This window comes from Flavobacterium sp. K77, assembly GCF_021608205.1.
GTDB classification, from domain to species: Bacteria; Bacteroidota; Bacteroidia; order Flavobacteriales; family Flavobacteriaceae; genus Flavobacterium; species Flavobacterium turcicum.
This window is the reverse complement of record NZ_JAKIHO010000007.1, coordinates 99905-115425: the sequence shown is the minus strand read 5'-3', so window position 1 is coordinate 115425 and position 15521 is coordinate 99905. Positions and strand designations below refer to the sequence as shown.

At 34.1% G+C, this 15521-nt stretch carries 16 protein-coding genes; 1 reads left to right on the top strand and 15 read right to left on the bottom strand.

Annotated features, from left to right (window positions below):
- Positions 1-30 precede the first annotated feature (30 nt).
- The 3 genes from L1S34_RS12875 to gcvP form a co-directional block, all read right to left on the bottom strand.
- The gene (locus L1S34_RS12875) at positions 31-558 is read right to left on the bottom strand and encodes a methyltransferase (protein ID WP_236364339.1); all 528 of its coding nucleotides are present in this window, start codon (positions 556-558) and stop codon (positions 31-33) included.
- Between the two features lie 325 nt (positions 559-883).
- Positions 884-1942: a 3-oxoacyl-ACP synthase III family protein gene (locus L1S34_RS12870; protein WP_236364338.1), complete on the bottom strand. Its 1059-nt coding sequence runs from the start codon at positions 1940-1942 to the stop codon at positions 884-886.
- 296 nt (positions 1943-2238) lie between these two features.
- Positions 2239-5088, bottom strand: coding sequence for an aminomethyl-transferring glycine dehydrogenase (gcvP, locus tag L1S34_RS12865; protein ID WP_236364337.1), 2850 nt, complete (start codon positions 5086-5088; stop codon positions 2239-2241).
- Positions 5089-5236: 148 nt separating this feature from the next.
- Between gcvP and L1S34_RS12860 the strand changes: the two genes are divergently transcribed.
- Entirely contained in the window at positions 5237-6055 is an 819-nt protein-coding gene (locus L1S34_RS12860; protein WP_236364336.1) for a hypothetical protein, read from the top strand.
- Here the strand turns inward: L1S34_RS12860 and L1S34_RS12855 are convergent.
- The 12 genes from L1S34_RS12855 to L1S34_RS12800 all read right to left on the bottom strand — a co-directional run bounded on the left by L1S34_RS12855 (position 6029) and on the right by L1S34_RS12800 (position 15292).
- Positions 6029-6487, bottom strand: coding sequence for an SRPBCC family protein (locus tag L1S34_RS12855; RefSeq protein WP_236364335.1), 459 nt, complete (start codon positions 6485-6487; stop codon positions 6029-6031). The two genes, L1S34_RS12860 and L1S34_RS12855, sit on opposite strands and share 27 nt — an antisense overlap.
- Complete coding sequence (locus tag L1S34_RS12850; RefSeq protein WP_236364334.1) at positions 6484-7395, bottom strand: TIGR01777 family oxidoreductase; 912 nt, start codon at positions 7393-7395, stop codon at positions 6484-6486. Before L1S34_RS12850 ends, L1S34_RS12855 begins: the two co-directional genes overlap by 4 nt.
- A complete protein-coding gene (locus L1S34_RS12845; RefSeq protein WP_236364333.1) occupies positions 7395-8219 on the bottom strand; it encodes a DCC1-like thiol-disulfide oxidoreductase family protein in 825 nt (274 codons plus the stop codon). The genes L1S34_RS12850 and L1S34_RS12845 overlap by 1 nt, the downstream gene beginning before the upstream one ends.
- On the bottom strand, positions 8185-8556 hold the full coding sequence (locus tag L1S34_RS12840) for a hypothetical protein (protein WP_236364332.1): 372 nt from the start codon (positions 8554-8556) through the stop codon (positions 8185-8187). Before L1S34_RS12840 ends, L1S34_RS12845 begins: the two co-directional genes overlap by 35 nt.
- Positions 8553-9263, bottom strand: coding sequence for a YqjF family protein (locus L1S34_RS12835; protein WP_236364331.1), 711 nt, complete (start codon positions 9261-9263; stop codon positions 8553-8555). The genes L1S34_RS12840 and L1S34_RS12835 overlap by 4 nt, the downstream gene beginning before the upstream one ends.
- A 141-nt stretch (positions 9264-9404) precedes the next feature.
- The gene (locus tag L1S34_RS12830; RefSeq protein ID WP_236364330.1) at positions 9405-9908 is read right to left on the bottom strand and encodes a GbsR/MarR family transcriptional regulator; all 504 of its coding nucleotides are present in this window, start codon (positions 9906-9908) and stop codon (positions 9405-9407) included.
- A 508-nt stretch (positions 9909-10416) separates the two neighbouring features.
- Entirely contained in the window at positions 10417-10923 is a 507-nt protein-coding gene (locus L1S34_RS12825; protein WP_236364329.1) for a hypothetical protein, read from the bottom strand.
- 21 nt (positions 10924-10944) lie between these two features.
- Positions 10945-12969 carry a M3 family metallopeptidase gene (locus tag L1S34_RS12820; protein ID WP_236364328.1) on the bottom strand — a complete coding sequence of 675 codons (2025 nt, stop codon included), beginning with the start codon at positions 12967-12969 and terminating at the stop codon, positions 10945-10947.
- A gap of 40 nt (positions 12970-13009) precedes the next feature.
- Positions 13010-13297, bottom strand: coding sequence for a type II toxin-antitoxin system RelE/ParE family toxin (locus L1S34_RS12815; protein WP_236364327.1), 288 nt, complete (start codon positions 13295-13297; stop codon positions 13010-13012).
- Complete coding sequence (locus tag L1S34_RS12810; RefSeq protein ID WP_210790910.1) at positions 13297-13524, bottom strand: hypothetical protein; 228 nt, start codon at positions 13522-13524, stop codon at positions 13297-13299. The genes L1S34_RS12815 and L1S34_RS12810 overlap by 1 nt, the downstream gene beginning before the upstream one ends.
- Before the next feature lie 23 nt (positions 13525-13547).
- Positions 13548-14033: a 5-(carboxyamino)imidazole ribonucleotide mutase gene (gene purE / locus L1S34_RS12805; protein WP_236364374.1), complete on the bottom strand. Its 486-nt coding sequence runs from the start codon at positions 14031-14033 to the stop codon at positions 13548-13550.
- 107 nt (positions 14034-14140) lie between these two features.
- On the bottom strand, positions 14141-15292 hold the full coding sequence (locus L1S34_RS12800; protein WP_236364326.1) for a 5-(carboxyamino)imidazole ribonucleotide synthase: 1152 nt from the start codon (positions 15290-15292) through the stop codon (positions 14141-14143).
- Positions 15293-15521 lie beyond the last annotated feature (229 nt).

Genomic DNA, 15521 nt, shown 5'->3' with positions numbered 1-15521 from the left:
TGTAGCGGAAAAAAGCAGCAATTTTTACTTTTAGCTCTTGATTCTCTCTGCAAAAACGATGTAGTATCTCGGTGTAAAATAGCGCAGCAAAGGTCTAAATCCGATTTTTTTTACCGGATGTGTGAACTTTTCTCTAGCGGTAATCTTCCAGCCTGTTTTTTCGAGTAGCCAATCCAATTGCCAATCTTCGAACTCGTGGTAATGCCTGTCCCACATATCAGTTTTACTGCGGTAGGCGGGTGAAAACCAAAGTCGTAATGGTATAGAAATAAGCAATTTATCGCAGTTCACGTTTTCGAGTACGGTGTACGGATTTAGCAAATGCTCAAATATTTCAAATGCAGTGAATACGGTGTAAGATTCGGTTTGTAACGCAGTTTGGTCTTTGTCAAGATCTTCGCCGGTGGTGTTTTTTACAGTGTATCCATTTTGTTCCATAATTTTAGAGAACGGATTGGGTACGCCTAGGTCAAAAATAGTTTCGGAAGTTGTAATGTGCTTTTGTAAAAACTCTAAAGTATGCTTAAATCTTTTATTTGGGAATGTTTTTTCGTACATGGTTTTTATTGATTTTGCCACCGTGGCACCAAGCTACAAATATAGTAATAAAAGTGTTTTTGGGCGTGGTTTTTTAGCCCGGATGGGAATGAAAATCCCGGAGTGGTAAAATGTAGTTTTGCAAGGCAGTAACTGCGACCAAAGGAAGCGCGTTCCTGCCTTAGAAAAACAAATTTTATAACGAGGAATTGTAATGTACAGCCGGATCTGGCTTCTTATTTTTTAGTCCTTAGCCCTTAGTTTGCGATAATTAAGTCCTTAGTAGTAAGTTTTGCCAGAGAAACTGACTAGGCACTAAGTACTTTGGACTATGCACTAATATCTACTAATAGCGGTATACGAAGGCATTGATGTTCATGCCTGCGCCTACAGAGGCAAATAATAAAACATCACCCTTTTTAATGTATTGGTTTTCGATTTCGCCGCGAATAAGTAGGTCGAAAAGTGTCGGCACCGTGGCTACACTACTGTTTCCTAAATCATGAATGCTCATAGGCATGATGTCTTTAGGAGCGGTTTGGTTGAATAATTTGTAGAAGCGGTTGATGATGGCTTCGTCCATTTTTTCATTGGCTTGGTGGATAAGGATTTTTTTAAGATCTCCTATAGCGACACCACTTGCTTCAAGGCAGTTTTTCATTGCCAAGGGAACGTTGGTTAGAGCGAATTCATATATTTTGCGACCATACATTTTGATGTAACGGGTGTCAGGGTCAAGGTCTTGGTTGTAGGATTTTCCGAAAAAGAGGTAGCCAGCCTCATCATTGGCGTAAGTTGCACTTTCATAAGATAGCATGCCGCTCTCGTCTGTAGAGGCCTCAATTATGGCTGCTCCAGCTCCGTCAGAATAAATCATGCTGTCGCGATCATGTGCATCGACTACGCGAGATAGTGTTTCAGAACCAATTACTAGGCAACGTTTTGCCATGCCTGATTTGATGAAAGCATTGGCCTGCAATACACCTTCGATCCAGCCAGGGCAACCAAATAGTAGATCGTAGGAAACGCATTTTGGATTTTTAATTTGCAATTTGTTTTTAACTCGGGTTGCCAAACTTGGAAGCATATCTGATTGGATAGTGCCATGGGAAACATCACCAAAATTATGCGCAAAGATGATATAATCAATTGTTTCAGGATCAATATTAGCATTGCTAATTGCTTTTTGAGCAGCGAAATAAGCTAAATCAGACGAATTAAGATGTGGCTCGGCATAGCGGCGGTTTTGAATTCCAGTGATGCCTTTAAATTTACCAATAACAACTTCATTAGGATAGGCAAAAGGACTGCCGTCTTCATTCAAAAAAACATGTTCACTAAAGTCTGTATTGGCTATTTGTACTTCAGGAATATAGCTTCCTATGCCAGCTATTTTTATTTTCATCGTGTTCTTTTTGCAATTTTCGAGGCTAATTTAACCAATATAAAAATAGAACTATCACAAAATTTACTATGCGTGCATATAATTATGAAAAATAAGATAATTGGCAAATAAACTGATAATAATTCTGTGTAAATTAAATTTCATTGCGAAATTTTTTGATGAGACTTGAACTTGGAGTTTATTGTTTGATTCTTAGTTTATTGGTTTTTGTGAAATAAATAAGTTTGTTTGAAGTTTGGATCAAAAAAAAAACGCCCCGAAATTTTCGAGGCGTTTTAAAAAATATTTTGGTGCGACTAGCTTTCCATGTATGCTTCAATTGGAGCGCAAGAGCAAACTAAATTTCTGTCACCATATGCTTCATCAGCACGACGAACTGTTGGCCAGAATTTGTTATCTGCAATATAATCTAATGGGAAAGCAGCAGCTTCACGTGTGTATGGGAAATTCCATGAATCAGCAGTAACCATCGTTAATGTGTGTGGTGCATTTTTCAAAACATTGTTTGGGTTTTCAATTGTTGCTGCTTCAATTTCTTTACGAATTGAAATCATAGCATCACAAAAACGATCTAACTCTTCTAAATTTTCACTTTCAGTTGGTTCGATCATTAAAGTTCCTGCTACTGGGAACGAAACGGTAGGAGCGTGGAAACCATAATCCATTAAACGTTTTGCAATATCAGTAACTTCGATACCTTTTTCTTTAAACGGACGACACTCTAAAATCATTTCGTGAGCAGCACGTCCCATTTCACCAGAATACAAAGTATCGTAGTGACCATTAAGTTTTTCTTTGATGTAATTTGCATTCAAGATTGCATATTCAGTAGATTTTTTCAAACCTTCAGCTCCCAACATGCAAATGTATCCATAAGAAATCAAGCAAACCAAAGCTGATCCCCATGGAGCAGCAGAAATTGCTGTAATGGCATTTTCGCCACCTGTAGGAATGATTGGATTGGTTGGTAAAAATGGAACCAATTGTGGCGCCACGCAAATAGGGCCTACACCTGGACCACCGCCACCGTGAGGGATAGCAAATGTTTTGTGTAAGTTAAGGTGGCAAACATCAGCACCAATTGTTGCAGGATTTGTCAAACCTACTTGTGCATTCATGTTGGCACCATCCATATAAACTTGTCCACCATTGTCGTGAATCAGTTGCGTAATTTCTTTAATAGCGCTTTCAAAAACTCCGTGAGTAGAAGGGTAAGTGACCATTAAACAAGACAAATTATCTTTGTGAAGAATAGCTTTTTCACGTAAGTCGTCAATATCAATGTTTCCGTTTTCAAGAGTTTTAGTAACCACTACTTTCATTCCCGCCATAGCCGCAGAAGCCGGATTGGTACCGTGAGCTGATGATGGAATTAAAGCAATATTACGGTGGTGATCACCGCGAGATTGGTGGTAAGCACGAATAACCATTAAACCTGCGTATTCTCCTTGTGCACCAGAATTTGGTTGCAATGTTGTTCCAGCAAACCCTGTAACTATATTGAGTTGTTGCTCTAAAGTAGTAAGCATTTCTTGGTATCCTTGTACTTGGTCAAGTGGAGCAAATGGGTGAATGTTGTTCCATTGTGCCATACTTAACGGCAACATTTCAGAAGCAGCATTTAATTTCATCGTACAAGATCCAAGAGAAATCATAGAATGATTTAACGCTAAATCTTTGCGCTCTAACATTTTGATGTAACGCATCAAAGCTGTTTCTGAGTGGTATTTATTGAAAACATCATATTGTAAGAACGTGCTGTTTCTATCTAAATTTTCAGGGAAATGATTTGTTGTTGATAAATCTGAAATGGCTGCGGTAATTGTTCCATTTGCTTCATCAAAAATCGATATGATTTTATTTAAATCGGCAATGCTTGTTGTTTCGTTTAACGAAATCGAAATACTTTCAGCATTTGGATAGTAAAAGTTAACTTCATGTTTCTCGGCAACAGCTTTCACCTTTGCAGGATCAGCTTGTATTAAAATAGTGTCAAAAAATGCAGTATTACTTTGTGTATAACCTGATGCAGTCAATGCGTTTGCAAGAGTTGCAGCAGAAGCATGAACTTTATTAGCTATGTATTGCAATCCTTTTGGACCATGGTACACAGCGTACATTCCTGCCATTACAGACAATAATACTTGTGCTGTACAAATATTAGAAGTCGCTTTGTCACGTTTAATGTGTTGTTCACGCGTTTGCAAAGCCATACGCAATGCGCGGTTGCCATCAGTATCAACAGTTACACCGATAATACGACCTGGCATAGAGCGTTTGTACTCTTCTTTGGTTGCAAAGTAAGCAGCGTGTGGACCGCCATAACCTAACGGAATTCCGAAACGTTGCGTTGTACCAAGAACAACTGCAGCGCCCATTTCACCCGGAGGAGTTAATTTAACTAAACTTAAAATATCAGCAGCAACGGCTACTTTAATTTCGTTTTCATTTGCTTTGGCAATAAAGGAAGCGTAATCATGTACTTGTCCAAATTTACCAGGGTATTGAAGGATAGCTCCGAAAAACTCTGATGAGAAATCGAATGTCTCGTGGTTTCCAATTACTAATTCAACTCCAATTGGTGTAGAACGCGTTTGTAAAACAGAAAGTGTTTGCGGTAAAATTTCTTCAGAAACGAAGAATTTATTGGTATTGTTTTTCTTTTGATCACGAGAACGCACATCAAACAATAAAGCCATAGCTTCGGCAGCAGCTGTTCCTTCGTCAAGTAAAGAAGCATTTGCGATTTCCATTCCCGTAAGTTCAATTACTGTTGTTTGGAAATTTAAAATTGCTTCTAAACGACCTTGCGCAATTTCTGCTTGGTAAGGTGTGTATGCCGTGTACCATCCTGGATTTTCAAAGATATTTCTTTGAATAACTGCTGGAATGATGGCAGCGTGATATCCTAAACCAATGTAGCTTTGAAAAACTTTATTTTTATTACCAAGTTGTTGAATGTGATTGGCAAATTCATACTCAGTCATTGCAGCTGGTAAATCTAAGTCAGCTTGCAAGCGAATATCACTCGGAATCGTTTCGTCAATCAATTGTTCTAAGCTTGAGGCTCCAATTGTTTTGAGCATGTGTGCTAAATCATTTTCTCTTGGGCCAATGTGCCTTAATGCAAAAGCGTCTGTTTTCATTGTGTATAAAATGGGTTGTGTGTTTCTTGCGACTTAAAGGCGGTAAAATTAAATATTAAAATGCTATTAATTGTCTTTTTAAACGTGATTTTCTGTGAATTTTTCAACTAAATCCCTTTCTTATTAACACTTTGATTAATTTTGTCTAATGAAGTTTTTCAAACAAATATTTGATTTTTATATCAATAGCAGTATTCACGTAGGTTTGTCTTGTTTTGCCTTGCTGCGAATGACTGAACAACTCTTCCACATTTCTTATCAGGTGGCTCTTGGTTATTTTGTGTTTTTTGGAACCGTAGTGGGTTATAATTTTGTGAAGTACGGGCAACTTGTTCAAAAACAAGGACAAGCTATCGGTTTCCAACTCAAAATGATTGTAGTGTTTAGCGCTTTGTCTTTACTCATTTGTGGCTATTTGTTTTTTACTTTGGCCTACAGTACGCAAATGGTTTCGGTATTGTTTTTAGCGTTGACTTTATTATACACTTTGCCTTTTTTTCCTAATCAAAAAAATGCTCGAAATTGGGCTGGTATCAAAATCTATGTTGTTGCTTTATGTTGGGTAGGAGTGACGCTTTTTTTACCTATCCTCAATACTGAAGGAACTTTTGCTGATGGATTATACGTCACGGCGATACAAAGGTTTATACTAATTTTTGTTTTGATTTTAATTTTTGAAATAATTGATTTAAAATTAGATGATCCACATTTAAAAACTGTTCCGCAACAAATAGGTGTACAACGAACCAAGCAAATAGGAGTTGTGTTAATGGTTTTGTTTGTTTTAATGGAGTTTTTGACGCCCAATTTTAAAATGAAGTTTTTTCTTTTGAAACTAGCTTTGGCCCTAACTACAATTTTGTTTTTAGTAAATGCAAATGAAAACCGGTCGCGCTATTACGCTTCTTTTTGGGTAGAAAGCATTCCTATATTTTGGTGGTTATTTTTGATGGTTTTCAGCTACTGATTTAATGAAAGAATTCCTTTCAGATATGAATTTGGTTAAATGTTTCTTGAGGAGAAAATGGTCAAAGAATTTCCCGAAAATGCCATACGGAGTTTCGTATTGGATTTTATCTTCCATGATCACAAATCCTTTTTTCTGAATAAAAGTATGCTGGTGTTTGAAGGATTTAAACTTGCCTTCGAGCATTTCATCCACAAAGTAGGTTGGGATTTCCATTGCTGATATTAAACTTTTATGTTTTAAATAAACGCCAAAATGTTTGCCACGCCAAGTTACGGTTTCGTTTAAATTTATCAAACCAGAAGTTACTCCATCAATAGCGGTTTCATGTGATTTAGAAGTGGATTGTTGATGGATATCAATGTTTCTTGATAAATCGAAAATGATTTCAATTGGTGCGTTTATTCTGGTTGTTAGTTGTATGGTTGTCATTTAGATGTTAAGTTTTTAAATGCTTTTTCTAAAGTATCATACTCAAATGTAAAACCATTTTCCTGTAATCTTCTCGGAATTACATTCCGGCTTTTCAATACCAATTCTGTTTCTGTTCTGATGAAAAACGATCCTATTTCAAGTAATAATTTGTTTGTTGGTATACCAAATGGTACGCCAATTACACCTTGAAGAGTTTTCATAAAATCATAATTTCGGACTGGATTTGGTGAAACAACATTTACAACTCCTGATAGCTCTTGTTCTATTACAAATTCAATTGCTCTTGCAAAATCTTTTTCGTGAATCCAACTTATAAATTGATTTCCTTTTCCTTGTTTTCCGCCAAGTCCAAATTTAGCAAGGGTTTTTATTGGAACAAAAGCGCCGCCATTTTTTCCTAGAACTATCGAAGTTCGTAAAGCCGTTTTCAAAGTTTTTGGAGTTTCAGTTTCAAAAAATACTTTCTCCCAACTTTTTGCGATGTTCATCGAGAAATCGTCGCCAATTTCACCAGTAACTTCATCCATTTGTTTATCCAATGAAAATCTATAAATTGTAGATGTTGATGAATTTAGCCAGTGTTTTGGCGGGTTTTTACAATTTAAAACCGCTTCATTTAATATTTTGGTACTGTCAATTCTAGAGTCGTAAATCTCTTTTTTGTTGACTTCGGTATATCTGCAATCAACAGATTTTCCGGCAAGATTTATTAAAACTGAAGCGTTTTCTAATTCAATTTCCCAACCAGAAAGCGTTTTTGCATCCCAATTCACATATTTTACCGAATCAATACTTTTAGATTTTCCTCGAGTTAGAATTATAATTTGATCAAATTTATCTTTAAAATGCGCTACTAAAACCTGACCTAAAAATCCTGTTCCTGCTGCAATTATTAACTTTTTCATTAGTTTAAATTTAATATGATTACCAAGGCAATTATTCGATAAATAACCCAAGTTATTGATAAATAAAAAGGCAATTCCAATAATTCGATTCTTCGTGAATGTTCTAGTAACATTAGTAAAACTATTATTCCAAACCAACCCAAATTGATTAGTTTTTGGATATTAACAACTAAATTCAAAATCAATATCGGAAGTAATAATAAAGAACCCATTAACGACACGGTCATTAAGTTTCCGATGTAATTCAAGATTATTTTCTTGTCCAATTTTATCAAAAATAAACTTTGAAAAACTATTTGACCGAATACAAGAATAAGTTCTCTTGCAATAGTTGGTTTTGGCAAAATGGCTATAAAATCTGAAAATTTATACAAGATAAATGTTGTAATTGTCGTTGCAAACAAAACATACAATATACGATACTGATAATTAAAATCAGGAATACATTGCAACTTGATTTCTTTTTTAATCTTACTCGGAATGATTACTTTTCGATTATAAGAAATGAAGGAATATAATTTTTTCAGAAAAAACTTTATAGGTTTTAGATTTCCGATTTTCTCCATCCACGGAAATGAAAATCCGATTACTTTTAGCAAACTGTCAATTCCATAAATTACAGTTTTGTTCTCGTTATCTACTAATGCAATTTCATTTGAAGCTCGTTTTACATCAATAAGGTTTTGCTCTTTAGCAGATAATTGACAGTAGGGTTTCTTGCCATTTTCGTCCAACATTCCAGCTTTTATAAATGCAGATGTATATACGCGACAAAGAGGACAATCTTCGTCATATAATAAGGTTTGATTTTCTAGTGTTTTCATATTCTTTTGTGATATGATTCATAATTATTTTAAAATAAATAGCGATTGCCATTGGAAAGAATACCATTAATGATAGTTCAATAAAATCATTACTTGATTGATATTGATAGTGTTCTAAATAAAGTAAAAACAGTTCTGTTAGAGTTAGAATCCAATATATTGTAAGATGCTTTTTTGCATAATTTGATTTCAGATACACATTATAACTAAGAATGATTGCAGATATTACCTGAATAATTCCGAGTGGAATTTGTGCCAACATCCCAAGATATACTGTGATAAATAAAATTAATGTAGTGTAAAATGCAATATTGTTTAATTTTCTTAAAGTTTTCATCGTATTGTTTTTTTACCTTCAATTGTGATTTTTGAACCTAAAGCTAGAAATTCAGAAGTTGGTTTTAAATCTTGTAGAAATTTAAAATCGTTGCCGTAAATGCTTTTGAAGTCAACATCAATATTGGAATGTATGACTTTTAATTGCTTCCAACTTGGATGTGTAACTTCGTATTCGATTGTTTTATTTTTATTGAATTTTGTGTAACCAAAATAATGTTCAGTTATAAACTCAGCTTCGGAGTTTTCTTCAATTGGAATCGAATTTTTCTCGGTTGTCATTGTAATCGAATTCCATTTGGAATCTTTAAACCATTCGTATTGAAACCTTTTTGATGTTTCATTTTCAGTTCTTGAGTGACGCATTTTCAACGTTTGATAATGTTCGTTATATAAAGTCTTGGCTATAATTGTAACGGCATGCTTCGGAACAATTTCTTTAACGAAAACAACACCGCGTTTCCATATTCCATTTTCGAATCTTTTTACGTAAAAGCGTAAATTGACTTCCTCAAAATTCACGTGAAACGGAACTTTAATTCCTAGAACTTTTACGTTTTCAAACATAAATCCGATTAAACTGATGTAACATTTTCCGTTCCATAAATCGAGCTCAGTTCCTTTTGGAACATAATTTTCTAAAATTTTCGGATTGATTTCGTAATTAAACATTGCTAAATCATTCCATTCTGCGGTTAAGAAGCTCATAATTTTATTTTTTATTTTTAAACTTTCAGAAAAAAATGAAAGTTTTAATTAAATTTTTTTTTTTAATTTGTTCTTTGTTATTGTTTTTTAGTGGTCTCATTGAATAGTTTTTGCGATGTTATTTTTAAAATGTTTAAAAAACTATTTCATTATTTTTACAACCAATTTTGCCAACCAATTGTCTTTGTATTCCGTCATTTTGTCCAAAACATTATCTGCTTTTAGAACAAAGTCATACAATTTAGTAGTTTGATCTACAAAATGTTTTTCTTCGGCAGTATTGTCTGCTTTTATGGAAGAAACTTCTTTTAAAACCTTCAAAGCAGGTTTGATTTCGCGTTTGCTTCGCTCTCTCGCAATTTTCACGGCCAGTTCGTCTAAATCTTTTTCAGCTGTAAAAAATTCGCGTCGTTCGCCCGCTTTGTATTCTTTGTAAACAATTCCCCAATCCATCAAAGCACGTAAATTCATTGATGCATTGCCACGCGAAATTTGCAATTCTTCCATAATGTCTTCCATTGAAACGGCTTCGTGTGAAACCATCAAAAGCGCATGGATTTGAGCCATGGTTTTGTTAATTCCCCATTGACTGCCCAGTGCGCCCCAGGTTTGAACGAATTTATTTTTTGCTTCTTTGAATTTCATTTGTGGATTTTATTGTTTTTCAAACGGTCAATTACAAATCGCATAAATGCTCATTGTTATAGTGTAAAGATAATTAATGTTTTCGAACTTTCAGTAAAAAATGAAAGTTTATTTTTGTTTTTATTTGATTTATCCTGAAAAATATGATATTGGTGAATAAGATTTTTTTTAAACAATTAATGAATTTAAGAAAATTAAGTTTGCAGGGACACTTAACTTTTTTAAATATATTAATGGTTTGATTTTAAATTATTTAAGTTGTTTCTGTGCAATTAAATATTGGTGCAATTATGAAATTTTATCTTGATCAGTTTATTGTAATCAAATCAATAGTAGTCCAAGGTTGTAAAATCATTTATCGAAGCTTATCAGCCGAGTTTTTTGGTTGTGGATAAAGATAACTTTAGAGATTTTTTGAAGTAGCGTTATTTTAAAACCATTAAGTGATTTAAGGAAATTAAGCTGCTATACTGCATTTTCTTAAATCACTTAATGGTAAAATTAATTGTTAATGAGTTTTTCCGTAAAGAATTTTATTAAAAACCTCGAGATTCATAATGTAAGTATCAAAATCAGTGTTTTTGCTATAATTTGATTCTATAACTCCATATTTATCAACCATACCACATTCAAAACAGAGTTTCAAAACACTGACAGTTTTACTATTTTTCTTTAAAATTAATATATCTCTGTATGACGGAACACATGCTGTTAAATGACTTTCGTAATTAATATCATTTGTTAGGAATTCATCAATTTTTTTAATTTTTTCTTTAGGCACAGGATTTTTTAAGTAACCATATGCAATAAGCTCTTGATCAAAAGTTTGAAAATTTATTTTATGTCCATTAACGCTTGAAAAGACTTCATTAAATTTTTTTACAGTATCATTTTTACTAGCAATTTCATCAGTAATGACAAAATGAATAATGTCATCGAAATTATTAGTATTTCTTTCTTTTTTGCAGCTCAAAAGAAACAATGCTATAATCGAAGAATAAAATAATTTTCTCATAATTTAAGCACTCTTTGATTTCTACAAAAGACCAGCACGTTTCAATAACGCATCTGCTTTTGGTTCTTGACCTCTGAATTTTTTATACAATTCCATTGGTAATTCGGTGCCACCTTTTGAAAGTACGTTGTCTTTAAATTTTGTAGCAACTTCTTTATTGAAAATTCCTTTTTCCTGAAAATAAGCAAACGCATCGGCATCTAGAACTTCGGCCCATTTGTAACTATAATATCCAGAAGAATATCCGCCTTGAAAAATATGTGAAAACGAGGTACTCATGCAATTTTCGGCTACATCAGGATACAAACTAGTGCCTGCCATTGCTTGTTTTTCAAAAGCTTTTACATCTTCAATCGCTTGCGATTTTCCGTGATACGTCATGTCCAAAAGTCCAAAACTGATCTGTCTTAATGTTGCCATTCCTTCCAAGAAACTCGCGCTTTCTTTGATTTTTTCTACGTATTCTTGAGGGATAACTTCACCCGTTTCATAATGTTTTGCAAACAATGCCAATGCTTCCGGTTCGTAGCACCAGTTTTCCATTACTTGGCTTGGCAATTCCACAAAATCCCAATAAACTGAAGTTCCAGACAAACTCGGATAAGTCGTATTGGCTAACATGCCGTGTAAGGCGTGACCAAACTCGTGGAATAAGGTCGTTACTTCATTGAAAGTTAATAAAGATGGTTTAGTCTCTGTTGGCGGTGTGAAATTACAAACAATAGAAACATGTGGTCTTTCATTGATACCGTTTTTGATGGATTGCGATTTGTATGATGTCATCCAAGCGCCATTTCGTTTGCCTTTTCTTGGGAAAAAATCAGCATAGAAAACAGCAACTAATTGTCCTTCGAAATCCAAAACTTCAAAAGTTTGAACATCTTCGTGGTATTTGTCAATATCAAAAACTTCTTTGAATGTAATTCCGAACAGTTTTTCAGCAATAGTGAAAGCTCCATTTAAAACATTTTCCAATTTGAAATAAGGTTTTAAAATCTCATCATCAAAGTTGAATAATTTTTGTTTCAATTTTTCAGAATAATAAGCGCCATCCCATTTCTCTAATTGATCAATTCCGTCTAGGTCTTTTGCGAAAGCGGTTAATTGGGCAAATTCTTTTTGAGCAGCAGGTTTCGCTTTTTCTAATAAATCATTTAAAAAAGACAATACTTTTTCAGGATTTTGAGCCATTCGTTCTTCCAAAACAAAATCAGAATGTGATTTGTATCCCAATAAATTAGCACGTTTATGACGCAGTGCTACAATACGTTTTACGTTTTCTTTGTTATCGAATTCGTTGTCTTGAAATGATTTTTTTCCAGCAGCAATAGCAATTTCTTTTCGTAATTCACGATTTTCAACATAAGTAACAAAAGGTAAATAACTCGGGAAATCAAGAGTGAAAACCCAACCTTCCAATTCTTTTGATTTAGCCAAACTTGCGGCCATTTCTTTGGCGCCATCAGGTAAGCCCTTTAAATCGGCTTCGTTGGTAATATGCAATTGATAATTATTGGTTTCGGCCAAAACATTTTCGCCATAAGTCAATTTGATTTTGGCTAATTCTGTGTCAATTTCGCGTAATTTTAATTTGTCTTCTTCATTCAACAAAGCTCCATTTCTAGAAAATCCTTTGAATTTTTTATCTAATAAAGTGGCTTGTTCCGTAGTTAATATCAACGCATCTTTTTGATCATAAATGGCTTTTACTCGTTTGAACAAATCTTCGTTTAAGGCAATATCATTACTAAACTCAGTCAACAATGGAGAAACTTCTTGAGCAATTTTTTGCATTTCGTCATTAGTTTCAGCCGAATTCAAATTGAAGAAAATCGAAGATAATCTATCTAATTGTTCACCAGCAAAATCTAAAGCAACAATCGTGTTTTCAAAAGTTGGAGCATCAGAATTTGTAATTATGGCATCAATTTCGGCTTTTGCAGCAGCGATGTTTTCAATAAAAGCAGGTTTGTAATCTTGTAGTTTTATTGCCGAAAATGGTGCTGTATTGTGTTTGGTATTGAATGTTGAGGTAAGTGTTTTCATAATTTTATTTGAAGGGACAAGTCGGAACTGTCCTTACGTTTTAAAGTTTAAAATTTTCTAAATCTTGGTACGTATTCCAAAATCGGAGTAATTCTATGGTGTTAGAATTTATTCTGTAATAAAGCGTTATTTGTTTCGTAATTACAACTTTGTTTACGTTTTTGTAATTTGTAGAAATAAATTCAATGTTGTTATTTACTAATAGAGCAATTGTGTTGTCTACTTTGTCTATAAAATTTACAACATCTTGAAATGACCATTCAGCTTCAAGATAATCAATGTTTTGCCAATAGTCTTTTTTAGCTAGTGGCGCCCAAATAACAATCACTATTTGAAATATTTTGAATAGCGATTTCTGGTTTCCTCCATGACCATATCATGAGCAATCCCTTCCTTATTTTCTAAAGAAAAAATCGCTTCATCGATGGCTGTCTTTTGTTTTTCGGTTAAAGTAGATTTAGACTGAATCAAATGAATAATTTCTTCAATCAATTTTGGGTTTTCAATATCCAAAATAACTTTGGCTAACTCAATTTTTGAAGTTTGAATATTCATAGTTTTCTTTTTAATAAAGATAATTATTTTTTCAATTCAGATGCCGCTTTATCAACAGCTTGTTTTAATCCTTCTTTATAAAAAATGATTTTGTCTAACACACATTGATCATGACTTCCAATGATTTGCGCGGCAAGGATTCCGGCATTTTTGGCTCCATTAAGCGCAACTGTTGCTACGGGAACGCCACCTGGCATTTGAAGTATTGACAAAACCGAATCCCAACCATCAATAGAATTGCTCGATTTTACAGGAACGCCAATTACAGGAAGAGGCGACATAGAGGCAACCATTCCTGGTAAATGTGCCGCGCCACCAGCACCAGCAATAATAACTGAGATACCGCGATTGTGTGCATTTTTACTAAAATCAAATAATTTTTCAGGTGTTCTGTGTGCCGAAACGATATCAACCTCAGTTTCGATGTCAAATCCTTGTAATATGTCGATGGCTTCTTGCATTACCGGCATATCCGAAATGCTTCCCATGATGATGGCTACTTTCATTATTTTTTATTTAAAGATTTAAAGATTTAAGAATTTAAAGATTTTAGAGTGGAATTTTAAATTTTGTTGCAAACTAATTTTTCAATCTTTCAATTTTTCAATCTTTTAATTTATGAAATCACTCTTATACTATTCTTAACTTCTTCCGCAATTCTCCTCGCCTCAACCATATTCTCATTTACAATCGTAACATGTCCCATTTTTCTAAAAGGTCTTGTTTCTCTTTTGCCGTAAATGTGAGGTGTAACGCCATCAATTGCCATTATTTTTTCGATGTTTTCGTAAACTACTTGACCCGAAAAACCTTCTTCACCAACTAAATTCACCATAATTCCAGCAACTTTGCTATCCGTATTTCCTAAAGGTAAGTCTAAAATGGCGCGTAAATGATTTTCAAATTGAGAGGTGTAACTTGCTTCAATAGAATAATGCCCGGAATTGTGTGGTCTTGGAGCGACTTCATTGACTAAAATTTCATCGTCTTCGGTTTGAAACATTTCAACTGCTAACAATCCAACGTGATCAAACGCTTCAGAAACTTTTAATGCTATTTCGATTGCTTTTTGGGCGACATTTTTATCAATTCGTGCAGGACAAATTACATATTCAACTTGATTGGCTTCGGGATGAAATTCCATTTCAACTACAGGATACGTTTTTACTTCGCCCGAAGCAGAGCGAGTTACAATTACTGCTAATTCATTTTTGAAAGGAACCATTTGTTCCGCTATGCATTCAACATCTGGTAATTTTAATAAATCGATGGTAGAGCGGCATACTTTCACACCGTTGCCATCATAGCCAAATTGAGCACATTTCCACACAAAAGGAAAATCCAATTCGTCTTTTTCCAAAGCTTTCTTCAAAGCGTTTAAATCTACAAAACGTTGGTGTGGCGCAGTGGGGATGTTATGTTCAACATAAAAATCTTTTTGTTTGCCTTTGTTTTGAATTTGTTGCAAAGTACGTGGCGATGGATAAATTGTAAGTCCCTCGCTTTCTAATTGCAATAAGGCTTCAAGATTTACCAGTTCTATTTCAAAAGTCAATACATCGACCATTTTACCAAATTGATAAACGGTGTCGTAATCCATTAAATTGCCTTTGTAAAATTTATTACATGCCATTCGGCAAGGTGCTTCATCACTTGGGTCTAATACATAAGTTTGAATGTCAAATTTACGGGTGTCGGCCAGCATCATTTTACCAAGTTGCCCTCCACCAAGGATACCAAGAGTGAAATTAGTAGAAAAATAATTCATAGTGTAGTTGTATGTTTACGCAAAGATACCGTATCTGTTTCAATTGATAAAATGCAAATTTTGGTGGTTTGTTTTTTTGTGTTTTTCCTTTGTTTTATAAAAGTATCAGGTTTTGGGGGAAATTTTTTTTACTTTTTAATATCAGAATTATAGCTCCAAATACGTGTTTTTTTAGAGACCACAATTCTTCTTTTTTTAATGGCTTGAGTCAAGTAAGAAATTGCTATCT